General features: G+C 64.8%; 13 protein-coding genes. 12 read left to right on the top strand and 1 reads right to left on the bottom strand.

Going from position 1 to position 12,249, the window contains the following annotated elements; translation table 11 throughout:
* The first annotated feature begins 72 nt into the window (after positions 1–72).
* From alr to ACFSQR_RS04395, 12 genes are all read left to right on the top strand, one after another.
* Positions 73–1,179 carry an alanine racemase gene (alr, locus tag ACFSQR_RS04450; protein WP_377728416.1) on the top strand — a complete coding sequence of 369 codons (1,107 nt, stop codon included), beginning with the start codon at positions 73–75 and terminating at the stop codon, positions 1,177–1,179.
* Positions 1,179–2,555 (top strand): DNA repair protein RadA, encoded by a 1,377-nt coding sequence (gene radA, locus ACFSQR_RS04445; protein ID WP_377728415.1) that lies wholly within the window; start codon positions 1,179–1,181, stop codon positions 2,553–2,555. Before alr ends, radA begins: the two co-directional genes overlap by 1 nt.
* Before the next feature lie 13 nt (positions 2,556–2,568).
* Positions 2,569–2,895, top strand: a complete 327-nt coding sequence (locus ACFSQR_RS04440; RefSeq protein ID WP_377728414.1) for a PilZ domain-containing protein — start codon at positions 2,569–2,571, stop codon at positions 2,893–2,895.
* Between the two features lie 733 nt (positions 2,896–3,628).
* On the top strand, positions 3,629–4,663 hold the full coding sequence (gene pstS, locus ACFSQR_RS04435) for a phosphate ABC transporter substrate-binding protein PstS (RefSeq protein WP_377728413.1): 1,035 nt from the start codon (positions 3,629–3,631) through the stop codon (positions 4,661–4,663).
* 82 nt (positions 4,664–4,745) lie between these two features.
* Positions 4,746–5,738 carry a phosphate ABC transporter permease subunit PstC gene (pstC, locus tag ACFSQR_RS04430; protein ID WP_377728412.1) on the top strand — a complete coding sequence of 331 codons (993 nt, stop codon included), beginning with the start codon at positions 4,746–4,748 and terminating at the stop codon, positions 5,736–5,738.
* Entirely contained in the window at positions 5,735–6,595 is an 861-nt protein-coding gene (gene pstA / locus ACFSQR_RS04425) for a phosphate ABC transporter permease PstA (protein ID WP_377728411.1), read from the top strand. Before pstC ends, pstA begins: the two co-directional genes overlap by 4 nt.
* Positions 6,596–6,603: 8 nt before the next feature.
* Complete coding sequence (pstB, locus tag ACFSQR_RS04420; protein ID WP_377728410.1) at positions 6,604–7,395, top strand: phosphate ABC transporter ATP-binding protein PstB; 792 nt, start codon at positions 6,604–6,606, stop codon at positions 7,393–7,395.
* 23 nt (positions 7,396–7,418) lie between these two features.
* Entirely contained in the window at positions 7,419–8,123 is a 705-nt protein-coding gene (phoU, locus tag ACFSQR_RS04415) for a phosphate signaling complex protein PhoU (RefSeq protein ID WP_377728409.1), read from the top strand.
* Positions 8,124–8,813, top strand: a complete 690-nt coding sequence (phoB, locus tag ACFSQR_RS04410) for a phosphate regulon transcriptional regulator PhoB (RefSeq protein ID WP_377728408.1) — start codon at positions 8,124–8,126, stop codon at positions 8,811–8,813.
* Between the two features lie 21 nt (positions 8,814–8,834).
* Positions 8,835–10,115 carry a phosphate regulon sensor histidine kinase PhoR gene (phoR, locus tag ACFSQR_RS04405; RefSeq protein ID WP_377728407.1) on the top strand — a complete coding sequence of 427 codons (1,281 nt, stop codon included), beginning with the start codon at positions 8,835–8,837 and terminating at the stop codon, positions 10,113–10,115.
* Between the two features lie 86 nt (positions 10,116–10,201).
* Positions 10,202–11,158: a patatin-like phospholipase family protein gene (locus ACFSQR_RS04400; RefSeq protein ID WP_377728406.1), complete on the top strand. Its 957-nt coding sequence runs from the start codon at positions 10,202–10,204 to the stop codon at positions 11,156–11,158.
* Between the two features lie 11 nt (positions 11,159–11,169).
* Complete coding sequence (locus tag ACFSQR_RS04395; RefSeq protein ID WP_377728405.1) at positions 11,170–11,574, top strand: heme-binding protein; 405 nt, start codon at positions 11,170–11,172, stop codon at positions 11,572–11,574.
* 63 nt (positions 11,575–11,637) lie between these two features.
* On the opposite strand, the gene ACFSQR_RS04390 is transcribed toward ACFSQR_RS04395, so the two are convergent.
* Entirely contained in the window at positions 11,638–12,072 is a 435-nt protein-coding gene (locus ACFSQR_RS04390) for a hypothetical protein (RefSeq protein ID WP_377728404.1), read from the bottom strand.
* Positions 12,073–12,249: the final 177 nt, after the last annotated feature.

Raw genomic sequence — 12,249 nt, 5'->3', positions numbered from 1 at the left:
ACCGCTGCGGCGGCCCTCCGGAAGGCCTTGCGTCCGGTAAAATATCGGCTTTGCATCCACTACTGTACCGTCATGCCAAGGCCGACTACCGCCACCATCCATCTCGACGCGATGGCCCACAACCTGCAGCGCGCCCGCGCGAGCGCACCCGGCACCCGCGCCTGGGCCGTGGTGAAGGCGAATGCGTATGGACACGGCCTGGAGCGCGGCATGCGCGGTTTCGCGGCGGCCGACGGCCTGGCGCTGATCGAGCTGGAGAACGCGGTGCGCCTGCGCGAGCTGGGCTGGACGCGCCCGATCCTGCTGCTGGAAGGCTTCTTTGAAACGTCCGACTGCGCGCTCCTGGCCCAGCACCGGCTGCACGCGGCGATCCACTGCACCGAACAGATCGCGATGCTGGAATCGGCAGCCCTGAGCCAGCCGGTCGACCTCTATTTAAAGATGAACACCGGGATGAACCGCCTCGGCTTCAAGCCGCGCGACTACCGCGCCGCCTACGAGCGCCTGCGCGCGATCCCGGCGGTACGCGACATTACCCTGATGACCCACTTTGCCAACGCGGACGAACTGGAGCATCCGCGCCTGCCCATGATGGAGCAGGTGCGCCGCTTCTGCGAAGGCGCGGACGGGCTGCCGGGCGACCGCAGCCTGTCCAATTCCGGCGGCGTGCTGCTGCGCTCGGGCCTGGGCGAAAGCCTGTCCGAGGACTGGATCCGCCCGGGCATCATGCTGTACGGCGGCACGCCCGGCTGCGGCACCTCCGAAGAACTGGGCCTGCTGCCCACCATGACCCTGACCGCCGGCGTGATCGCCGTGCAGGAGCTGGAAGCCGGCGACACGGTCGGCTACGGCAGCCGCTTCGTCGCGCCGGGCCCGATGCGGGTCGGCATCCTGGCCTGCGGCTATGCCGACGGCTACCCGCGCCACGCGCCGCACGGCGCGCCGGTGGTGGTCGATGGCGTGCGCACCACGCTGGTCGGGCGCGTCTCGATGGACATGATGGCCGTGGACCTGACCCCGGTGCCGCAGGCGCGCGTCGGTTCCACCGCCACCCTGTGGGGCAGCGAACTGCCGATCGACGAGGTGGCCCACGCCGCCGGCACGATCGGCTATGAACTGATGTGCGCCGTGGCTGCCCGCGTGCGCTTCGAAGAACGCAATCTCTTGCCGGACGCCTGATGGCCAAGCCAAAAACACAGTACACCTGCAGCGATTGCGGCGGGATCAGCTCCAAATGGACCGGGCAGTGCTCCGCGTGCCAGGCCTGGAACACGCTGGTCGAAAGCGCGGTCGAGGCGCCCGGCCTGAATCGCATGTCGCAGACGGCGCACCGCAGCCTGGCGCAGACCGCGCCGGTGCTGTCGCTGGCCGATATCGAGGCGATCGACGTGCCGCGCTTCGGCACCGGCATCGAGGAGTTCGACCGCGTGCTGGGCGGCGGCCTGGTGGCCGGCGGCGTGGTGCTGATCGGCGGCGATCCGGGCATCGGCAAGTCGACCCTGCTGCTGCAGGCGCTGGCCTCGCTGGGCGCCACCAAGAACGTGCTGTACGTGAGCGGCGAGGAATCCGGCGCGCAAATCGCGCTGCGGGCGCGCCGGCTCGCGGTCGATGCGCGCGAACTGAAGCTGCAGGCCGAGATCCAGCTCGAGAAAATCCTTGGCACCATCGCCGACCTGCGTCCCGACGTGGCGGTGATCGACTCCATCCAGACCCTGTATTCCGATGCGCTGACTTCCGCGCCCGGTTCGGTGGCGCAGGTGCGCGAATGCGCGGCGCAGCTGACCCGCGTGGCCAAGCAGACCGGCGTGACCATCATCCTGGTCGGCCATGTCACCAAGGAAGGCGCGCTGGCCGGTCCGCGCGTGCTGGAACACATCGTCGATACCGTGCTGTACTTCGAGGGCGACACGCAGTCGAGCTTCCGCCTGGTGCGCGCCATCAAGAACCGTTTTGGCGCGGTCAACGAGCTGGGCGTGTTCGCGATGACGGAGAAGGGCCTGAAGGGCGTGTCCAACCCGTCCGCACTGTTCCTGTCGCAGCACGACAACCAGGTGCCGGGTTCCTGCGTGATGGTCACCCAGGAGGGCACGCGCCCGCTGCTGGTCGAGGTGCAGGCGCTGGTCGACGCCAGCCACCTGCCCAACGCGCGCCGCCTGTCGGTCGGCCTGGAGCAGAACCGGCTGGCGATGCTGCTGGCGGTGCTGCACCGGCACGCCGGCATCGCCGCCTTCGACCAGGATGTCTTCATCAATGCGGTCGGCGGCGTCAAGATCACCGAACCGGCGGCCGACCTGGCTGTCCTGCTCGCGATTAACTCGTCGATGCGCAACAAGGCGCTGCCGCGCGGCCTGGTGGTGTTCGGCGAAGTCGGCCTGGCCGGCGAGATCCGGCCGGCGCCGCGCGGCCAGGAGCGCCTGCGCGAAGCGGCCAAGCTGGGCTTCTCCATCGCCGTGATCCCGAAGGCGAACGCGCCGCGCCAGCCGATCGAGGGAATGAAGATCGTCGCGGTGGAGCGCATCGACGACGCCATGAACAAGCTGCGTGAACTGGACTGAGAGACCGACCAACATGCTACCGACGATTGAACGACGGGGAGGGCAGCGCAAGCCCATGAAGACCAAGGCGCTGATTTCGGTAGATTCGAAATCGCCCGTGTGGGTGCGCACGGTCGACCTCTCGGAAAACGGAGTCGGCCTGGCGACCCCCGAACCCGTACGCATTGGTGCTCCTGCGCGCGTGCGCTTCGAGCTGTCGTTCGACGGCCAGTCCCAGCCTGTCGAGGCGCGCGGCACGATCGCCTACTGCATGCTCAGCGGCGATGAGTTCAAGGTCGGCATCACGTTCACCCAGGTGGACGTGGCCGCCATGATGCTGATCTCGAAGTTCCTCAAATAGGCGGCGCCAACCAGACGACAGGGAGTTGTATGGAAAGGCGATTCTTGTATAACTTCAGGCCGAAACTGTCGCATAGCAAATATCGCCGTTTCGACTCCTCCTACCGCTTGTTGAAGCGGCAAACGCATCCTTTACCCGTGCTCCAGCGTTGGAGGCTCATGCGATCAATTGTGGGTAGGGAGCATCTCCATTTCATTCAGTACTTCTCTCGCCGCGGAACGCCGGGGGGACGTCCACATTATGGCCCGATCCTGCGGCAGCGCAGGCTGCGAATTGCGAGATCGTTCGCGGCATTAGGATATGAGGTGCATCCAGTGTTGCTCGGCTTCGCGCTTCCCAAAGGGCCATCGGGCTTTTGGCTAGACGAGCTTTGTCCCTGGAGCGGGCCGGTTCTGCGGCAATCACCCTGACATCCGCAGGTGAGTCGTTGTCGGCCTGGCTTGTGCGCGGCCATGACCTCTTCTTTCGGTTTCGGATGCTGAAAAGGAGGGGAGTGCCCCCTTCGGACACTCCCCTCCTTTTGGCGGAATCGGCCATGTTATGGCGGATTCCGCCAAGTTTCCTTTTTGTCATCAATTTCCCGGCGCCATAGCAGCGCCGCGTGTCCCGTCACACTTGTAATATCGCCGTGCCGACGCTCGCCACAAATATTTTGCAATGTCATAAACGCGTCATATTCGGTCCTTACACTGCGAAGCGTCACAACCACTCTTCCACACAAAAGGAAAACGACATGCGAATCAAACAGTTGGTGATCTCTGCCGTAGTTAGCGCAATTGCAATGTCTTCGGCCGCTGCTGCGGACATCACTGGCGCGGGTGCTACGTTCCCTTATCCGATCTACGCCAAGTGGGCGGAAAATTACAAGAAAGTGACTGGTACTGGCATGAACTACCAGCCGGTCGGCTCCGGCGCCGGCATCAAGCAGATCAAGGCCAAGACGGTCGATTTCGGCGCCTCGGACATGCCGCTGAAAAAAGAAGAACTGGACGCAGCGGGCCTGATGCAGTTCCCGGTCGTGATGGGCGGCGTGGTCCCTATCGTGAACCTGCCCGGCGTGCAGCCAGGGCAGATGAAGCTGACCGGCGCTGTGGTCGCGGACATCTACATGGGCAAGATCGTCAAGTGGAACGACCAGAAAATCGTCGCCCTGAACCCGGGCGTCAAGCTGCCGGACGACGAGATCACCGTCGTGCGCCGCGCGGACAGCTCGGGCACCTCGTTCCTGTGGACCGACTTCCTGTCCAAGTCCAGCCCTGAGTTCCAGAAAACCATCGGCGCAGGCACCACCGTGAAGTGGGCGGTCGGCGTGGGCGGCAAGGGCAACGAAGGCGTGGCCGCCAACGTGCAGCGCATCAAGGGCGCGATCGGCTACGTCGAATACGCCTACGCCAAGAAGAACAAGATGCAGCACACCCAGCTGCAGAACAAGAACGGCGAGTTCGTGCAGCCTGACGACAGCACCTTCAAGGCCGCTGCAGCCGCTGCCGACTGGGCCAAGACCCCCGGCTTCGGCGTGGTGCTGACCAACCAGGCGGGCAAGGGCGCGTGGCCGATCACCGGCGCATCGTTCATCATCATGCACAAGTCGCAGTCCGACGCAGCAAAGGGCCGCGAAGTGCTGAAGTTCTTCGACTGGGCGTTCAAGAACGGCGACCCGGCAGCAGTGGAACTGGACTACGTGCCGATGCCGGAAGCAGTCAGCAAGCTGGTGCAGCAAAACTGGAAGACCGAGCTGAAGGACGCTTCGGGCAAGGCCATCCTGTAATCCAAACAGCGTCAACACATAAAGCGCCCGGTTCCGCGGACCGGGCGCTCACATAATAATGAGTACAACCCAAGACAGCACGATGACGGCATACACCGGATCGGCAGACCAAGAGCATGGCGACGCCCGCATGCATGCAGTAATGCGGCGGCAGCGGCTACAAGACTTCATCTTCCACAAGACCACCATGCTGTTTGCGGCATCGGTGCTTTTCGTACTTCTGGGGATCATCGTATCCCTGATCCAGGGCTCGCTGCCGGCGTTCAAGGAGTTCGGCGCAGCCTTCGTCTCCACCGCCGAGTGGGATCCCGTCGACGACAAATACGGCGCCCTGATCCCGATCGCCGGCACCCTGATCACTTCCGTCATCGCACTGGTGATCGCGTTCCCGATCAGCTTTGGCATCGCGCTGTTCCTCACCGAGATCTGCCCGGTGTGGCTGCGCCGCCCGATGGGCACCGCGGTCGAACTGCTGGCCGGCGTGCCGTCGATCATCTACGGCATGTGGGGCCTGTTCGTGTTCGCGCCGATGTTCGGCGACCATGTCCAGCCCTTCCTCAAGGAGACGGTCGGCCACCTGCCGTTCATCGGACCGCTGTTCTCCGGACCGACCATGGGCCTGGGCGTGCTCACCGCCGGCATCATCCTGGCAGTGATGATCATCCCGTTCATCGCCTCGGTCATGCGCGACGTGTTCGAGGTGGTGCCCGCGGTACTGAAGGAATCGGCCTATGGCCTGGGCTGCACCCGCTGGGAAGTGGTGCGCAAGGTCGTGCTCCCGTACACCAAGACGGGCGTGGTCGGCGGCGTGATGCTGGGGCTGGGCCGCGCGCTCGGCGAAACCATGGCCGTCACCTTCGTGATCGGTAACGCGCACGAGCTGCCCAAATCGCTGTTCGACGCCGGCAATTCGATCTCGTCCACGCTGGCCAACGAATTCGCGGAAGCCGCGTCGGACCTGCACCTGGCCTCGCTGTACGCGCTGGGCCTGATCCTGTTCGCGATCACGTTTATCGTCCTGTCCGCCGCCAAGCTGATGCTGGCCGGGATGGCGCGCAAGGAGGGCGCAAAATGAACACCCCAATGAATCCTGTCTACCGCAAGCGCCTGTTCAGGCACCGTGTCGGCATCACCATGTCGGTGCTGGCCATGTCGTTCGGCCTGGTCGCGCTGTTCTGGATCCTGGCCACGCTGCTGATCAACGGCTTCGACGCGCTGGCGCTGACGCTGTTCACCGCCGACACGCCGGCGCCGGGCAGCGAGACCGTCGGAGGCCTGCGCAACGCCATCGTCGGCTCGGTGATGATGGTGGGCCTGTCCACGCTGGTGTCCACGCCGGTCGGCATCCTGGCCGGCATCTACCTGGCCGAATACGGCGACGAGAACCGCTTTGCCTCGGTCACCCGCTTCGTCACCGACATCATGCTGTCCGCGCCGTCGATCGTGATCGGCCTGTTCGTGTACACCCTGTACGTGGCCAATGCCAAGCACTTCTCCGGCTACGCCGGTTCGATTGCGCTGTCGCTGATCGCCATCCCGGTGGTGGTGCGCACCACGGACAACATGCTGCGCCTGGTGCCATCGAGCCTGCTGGAAGCCGCGTTCGCGCTTGGCGCCCCGCGCTGGAAGGTCGCCACCATGGTGCGCCTGCGCGCCGTCAAGGCGGGCGTGATCACCGGCGTGCTGCTGGCGGTGGCGCGCATCTCGGGCGAGACCGCGCCGCTGCTGTTCACCGCGCTGAACAACCAGTTCTTCAGCGCCGACATGAACGCCCCGATGGCCAACCTGCCTGTGGTGATCTACCAGTTCGCCATGAGCCCGTACGACGACTGGCGCGCCCTCGCATGGGGCGGCGCACTGCTCGTGACCCTGAGCGTGCTCGGATTGAACATCCTGTCCCGCACCGCATTCAGCCAGAAAACGCCTAAATAATGATGACCATGAACGAGAACGACATGAACGACGCTACCGTGGCGCAGAAGGTCACGATCGATATCGACCACCTCAACTTCTTCTACGGGAAGAGCCAGGCCCTGCACGACGTCAGCCTGGATATCCACGAGCGCAAGGTGACGGCCTTCATCGGCCCGTCCGGCTGCGGCAAATCGACCCTGCTGCGCACCCTGAACCGCATGTACGACCTGTACCCGGGCCAGCGCGCGGAAGGCCAGATCATGTACCGCGGCCGCAACATCCTCGATCCGGACCAGGACGTGAATATGCTGCGCGCGAAAGTTGGCATGGTGTTCCAGAAGCCGACCCCGTTCCCGATGTCCGTGTACGACAACATCGCGTTCGGCGTGCGCCTGTACGAGGACCTGTCCAAGGGCGCGATGGACGAGCGCGTGGAGTGGGCGCTGAAGAAGGCGGCGCTGTGGGAAGAGGTCAAGGACAAGTTGAACAAATCCGGCCTGTCGCTGTCCGGCGGCCAGCAGCAGCGCCTGTGCATCGCGCGCGGCGTCGCCGTCAAGCCTGACGTGCTGCTGCTCGACGAGCCCACGTCCGCGCTCGATCCGATCTCCACCGCCAAGGTGGAAGAGCTGATCAGCGAGCTGAAGAAGGACTACACGATCGCGATCGTCACCCACAATATGCAACAGGCCGCGCGCTGCTCGGATTACACTGCATACATGTACCTGGGGCACGTGGTCGAGTTCGGGGAGACCGACCAGATCTTCATGAACCCGGCACGCAAGGAAACGCAGGACTACATCACCGGCCGCTTCGGCTGACCATAACGAGACCAGGACCCACCATGATTGGCGAACACTCTTCCAAACAGTATGACCAGGAACTTGAGGCGATCCGTTCGAAGGTGCTGCAGATGGGCGGCATCGTCGAGGAGCAGTTCCTGGAAGCGATGGAATGCTTCAAGGGCGGCAATGTCGAACGCGCCGCGCAAGTGATGGCGAACGACGCCACCGTCAACCAGCTCGAAGTCTCGCTGGACGACGCCTGCAGCCACCTGATCGTGCGCCGCCAGCCGGCCGCGAACGACCTGCGTACCGTGATGGCGACGGTAAAGGTCATCACCGACCTCGAACGCATCGGCGACGAGGCGGCCAAGATCGCCCGCACCGCGCGCGACATGTACTCGCGCGGCACCGCGGCCAACCTGCAGCACTACGACATGGTGCGTTCGATCGCTGGCACCACCGGGCAGATGCTGCACGACGCGCTGGACGCGTTCGCGCGCCTGGACGGTTCCCAGGCGATGGACCTGATCGCGCAGGACGAAATCGTCGACCACGATTTCCGCACCATCATGCGCAACCTGATCACCTTCATGATGGAAGATCCGCGCACGATCTCGCCGGCCCTCGATACCCTGTGGGTGGCCAAGGCGATCGAACGCATCGGCGACCATGCCAAGAACATCGCGGAATACGTGATCTACGTGGTCGAGGGCAAGGACATCCGCCACACCAAGCCTGCCGCCGGCAACGGAGCCATCGAATAAATGGCAGGCGAACGTACCCGGATCCTCGTTGTCGAGGACGAGCCGGCGATCGTGGAGCTGGTGAGTTTTTCCTTGCGCGAGGCGGGCTGGGATGTGGTGGCGGTGTCCACCACGGCCGCGGCGTGGGAGGCGATCACCCAGCGCATTCCCGACCTGATGCTGCTCGACTGGATGCTGCCGGACCAGAGCGGCCTGCGCCTGCTCGGGCGCATCCGCGCCGACCGCCAGTTCCAGCGCATCCCGGTCATCATGCTGACTGCGAAGAGCATGGAAGAGGACAAGATATCGGGGCTGGACGCGGGCGCGGACGACTACATCACCAAGCCGTTCTCGCCGCGCGAGCTGCTGGCGCGCGCCAAGGCGCTGTTGCGGCGCAAGGCGCCGGAGCAGGGCATGGACCTGCTGACGGCGGGGCCGGTCCAGCTGGATCCGGCCAGCCTGTCGGTGACCGTGGGCGGCGAGCGCATCGAGATCGGCCACGCCGAGTTCAAGCTGCTCAAGTACCTGATGGCGCATCCTGACCGGGCGTTTACGCGCGCGCAGCTGCTCGACAAGGTGTGGGGCAACCATGTCGCAATCGAGGAGCGCACGGTGGACGTGCACGTGCTGCGCTTGCGCAAGGCGCTGGGCGAGGCCGAGCACATGGTTCGCACCGTGCGCAGCGTCGGCTATATGCTGTCGGAAAAATAAACGCACCGTCGAAGAAACCAGATGAATCCAAAACTGCTGTTCTGGGTCCCCGCGCTGCTGCGCCTTGCCCTCGTCGGCGTGCTGTCCGCGCTGGTCGGCTGGCTGGCCACGCCGCGCGACGGCTTCGCCTTTGCCGCGATGATCCTGCTGTACTTTGTCGGCACCCAGCTCCACTACCTCTACCGCCTGTCGATGTGGATGGACGATCCGTCCTCCACGCGCCTGCCGGACGGGTGGGGCGCCTGGACCGCGATCTTCGCGCGCCTGTACCGCATGCGCCGCGACGACGAACGCAGCCAGGCCGAACTGGCCGAGTGGCTGGCACGCTTCCGCCAGGCCATGCGCCTGCTGCCGGACGGCGTCGCGATCATGGACGACGTGCTGTTTCTGGAGTGGTGCAACCCCGCCGCCGAACGCCACCTGGGGCTCACGCTCGAGCGCGACAAGGGCATGCGCGTGACCAATCTGGTGCGCCATCCCGACTTTATCGACTACGTCGTCCTGGGCCGCTACGAGCAGCCCCTCACGCTGTCGCTGCGCGGCCGCAAGCTGGTGGTGCAGATCATCCCGTTCGAGAACCGCCGCCAGATCCTCGTCACGCACGACACCACCGAGGCGCAGCGCATCGAAGAGATGCGGCGCGACTTCATCGCCAACGCGTCGCATGAGCTGCGCACACCGCTGACGGTGATCGTCGGCTTCCTCGAGATCGCGTCCACGCAGAAGGAGCTCGATCCCGCCACGCGCGAAGCGCACCTCAAGCTGATGACCGAGCAGGGCCATCGCATGCAAAGGCTGATCGACGACATGCTGACGCTGTCGCGGCTGGAATCGGCCGACTATCCGCTGCGCCCCGAACTGGTGGACATGCGCGCTCTGGTCGAGGACGTGGCCGGGGAGGCGCGTGCGCTGTCCGGCGGCAGGCATGAGGTGACGGTGAGCATCGACGGTCCGGACCTGATGGGCAGTCCCGAGGAATTGCGCAGCGCCTTCGCAAACCTGGCGTCGAATGCCGTGCGCTACACGCCGGAGGGCGGCAGTGTGCATATCAGCTGGAGCCAGTCGGAGCGGGGACCGCGCTATGCCGTGTCGGACACCGGGATCGGTATCGACCAGGTGCACATCTCGCGCCTGACCGAGCGCTTCTACCGCGTCGACAAGAGCCGTTCGCGCGAGACGCAGGGCACGGGGCTGGGGCTGGCCATCGTCAAGCACGTCCTGCTGCGCCACGGCGGCCAGCTCTCGATCGAATCGCAGCCCGGCAAGGGCAGCACCTTCGCCGCCACCTTCCCCGCGGCGTAATCCAGGGAGGGCGACGGTCCCTGCGGGGACGGTCGCCCTCCCATGCGTTACAATCGGGGTCGCCTTCAGTCACCCTTTCCCAATCAATGCACGCTCGACAATCCCTTTCCAAACGCTCCTTCCTGTTCGCCCTGGGCGCCCTGGTCCTGGCCGGCTGCGGCAGCACGCCCGAACCGGTCGCGCCTGCGGCGCCGGTGGCGGTGGCCCCGCCGCCAGTCGTCGTGCTCCCGCCGCGCAAGGTCAAGATCGCGCTGGCCCTGGGCGGCGGTGCTGCGCGCGGCTTCGCCCACATCGGTGTGATCAAGGCGCTCGAATCGCAAGGCATCGTGCCGGACATCGTGGTCGGCACCAGTGCCGGCAGCGTGGTGGGCGCCATGTACGCGGCCGGCCACAATGGCTTCGCGCTGCAGAAAATGGCCATGGACATGGACGAGGCGATGATCACCGACTGGGCGTTGCCGCTGTTTGGCAAGTCGTCCGGCGTCCTGAAGGGCGAGGCGCTGCAGAACTACGTGAACAAGGTGATCGGCAACCGCGCGATGGAAAAGCTGAAGATCCCGTTCGGCGCCGTCGCGACAGACCTGAAGAACGGCCAGCCGATCCTGTTCGTGCGCGGTAATACCGGGCAGGCGGTGCGCGCGTCGTCCTCCGTGCCGGGCGTCTTCCAGCCGGTCACGATCGGCAACCGCACGTTCGTGGATGGCGGCCTGGTGGCGCCGGTGCCGGTGAAGTATGCGCGCGAGATGGGCGGCGAATTCATCATCGCGGTCAACATCTCGACCCAGACCGATACGCAAGCCACGCAAAGCTCGCTGGACGTGATCATGCAGACCTTCTCGATCATGGGCCAGCGCCTGAACCACTACGAGCTGAAGGATGCGGACGTGGTGATCCAGCCGCGCCTGGGTACCATGAAGAGCCAGGACTTTGCCAGCCGCAACGAGGCGATCCTGGCGGGCGAGCAGGCGGCGTTTGCCGTCATGAACCAGCTCAAGGCAAAACTGAAGGCGAAACAGGCGCCGGCGCCGATCGCCAGCCAATAAGAGGAACGAACATGCAAACCAAGCCAGTACTCAGCCTTGCCGAGGTCAAGAAAATCGCCGCTGCGGCCGAAGCCGAAGCGGTGGCCAACAAGTGGGCCGTGACCATCGCCATCGTGGACGATGGCGGTCACCTGCTGTGGCTGCAGCGCCTGGATGGCGCGGCGCCGATTTCGGCCCATATCGCGCCGTCGAAAGCGGTGACCGCGGCGGTGGGCCGGCGCGAATCCAAGGTGTATGAGGACATGATCAACAACGGCCGCGTGTCGTTCGTGACGGCGCCGTTCATCGACGGCATGCTCGAAGGCGGCGTGCCCGTCATCGTCGACGGCCATGTGGTGGGCGCCGTGGGCGTGTCCGGCGTCAAGTCGAGCGAAGACGCGCAGGTCGCGCGCGCAGGCATCGCAGCGATCGGCTAGGAAGAGCTTCGATCTTCGCTCAATTCCGCCGATCTGGCGGGATCTGCGGCTATCTTCGCCTAACTACAGGTGCTTGCGCTTTTCCGGCGGGCCCGCGTTGATCTGCGCCTGCTCAGGCGCCGAGTCCATCACGCCGCAGCGCTCCAGCCAGCGGTGCAGCAGCGCCATGTCGGTCACCAGGATCTCGTGGCCTTCGATGAGTCCCACCTGGACGAAGTTGCCGGAGTCCGCCGTCACCTTGTTGACCGTCGGTGCTCCCTTGGTCATGCGGTCGTACGCCTTGAAGCACTTGTCCTGCCACCGCTGAAGCGAAGAATCGTTGAATTTGTTATTCTCGAAGTACACCGTGAGGGTGCCGTCGGGGTTGCCGAAGCCGACCATCCCGGAACCGTTCCTGAGCAGGTCCCGTACCGCCTGGTCCGGTGCGTTATGCGGTACGAATACCGCGGCCCGTTCGTTGGGGCCGGGCCGGTAGATGGGTACATCTTTTCCGAACATGAAAACTTCCTCCGTTACATCTGTTCACCGGAATCGTACCCGAAATTCGGCGTCTGCTGCATTGCGGCGAACGCCAATCCACGCTATAATTTGCAGGTTTAGCCACCAAATACACATACCGTAGCGCCTACCACACACCCTCATTCAAAATGGTCCCCCGCCTTCGCGCCACAACGC

Origin of the sequence: Pseudoduganella sp. GCM10020061 (assembly GCF_042683405.1) — a bacterium.
GTDB lineage: Bacteria > Pseudomonadota > Gammaproteobacteria > Burkholderiales > Burkholderiaceae_D > Telluria.
Note: the sequence above shows the minus strand (reverse complement) of the source record. Positions and strands in the feature narration are given on the sequence as shown.

Bases quoted from the DNA above. Each gene is read 5' to 3' on its own strand.
- alr (WP_377728416.1), top strand. From the start codon at position 73: ATGCCAAGGCCGACTACCGCCACCATCCATCTCGACGCGATGGCCCAC.
- radA (WP_377728415.1), top strand. From the start codon at position 1,179: ATGGCCAAGCCAAAAACACAGTACACCTGCAGCGATTGCGGCGGGATC.
- ACFSQR_RS04440 (WP_377728414.1), top strand. From the start codon at position 2,569: ATGCTACCGACGATTGAACGACGGGGAGGGCAGCGCAAGCCCATGAAG.
- pstS (WP_377728413.1), top strand. From the start codon at position 3,629: ATGCGAATCAAACAGTTGGTGATCTCTGCCGTAGTTAGCGCAATTGCA.
- pstC (WP_377728412.1), top strand. From the start codon at position 4,746: ATGACGGCATACACCGGATCGGCAGACCAAGAGCATGGCGACGCCCGC.
- pstA (WP_377728411.1), top strand. From the start codon at position 5,735: ATGAACACCCCAATGAATCCTGTCTACCGCAAGCGCCTGTTCAGGCAC.
- pstB (WP_377728410.1), top strand. From the start codon at position 6,604: ATGAACGAGAACGACATGAACGACGCTACCGTGGCGCAGAAGGTCACG.
- phoU (WP_377728409.1), top strand. From the start codon at position 7,419: ATGATTGGCGAACACTCTTCCAAACAGTATGACCAGGAACTTGAGGCG.
- phoB (WP_377728408.1), top strand. From the start codon at position 8,124: ATGGCAGGCGAACGTACCCGGATCCTCGTTGTCGAGGACGAGCCGGCG.
- phoR (WP_377728407.1), top strand. From the start codon at position 8,835: ATGAATCCAAAACTGCTGTTCTGGGTCCCCGCGCTGCTGCGCCTTGCC.
- ACFSQR_RS04400 (WP_377728406.1), top strand. From the start codon at position 10,202: ATGCACGCTCGACAATCCCTTTCCAAACGCTCCTTCCTGTTCGCCCTG.
- ACFSQR_RS04395 (WP_377728405.1), top strand. From the start codon at position 11,170: ATGCAAACCAAGCCAGTACTCAGCCTTGCCGAGGTCAAGAAAATCGCC.
- ACFSQR_RS04390 (WP_377728404.1), bottom strand. From the start codon at position 12,072: ATGTTCGGAAAAGATGTACCCATCTACCGGCCCGGCCCCAACGAACGG.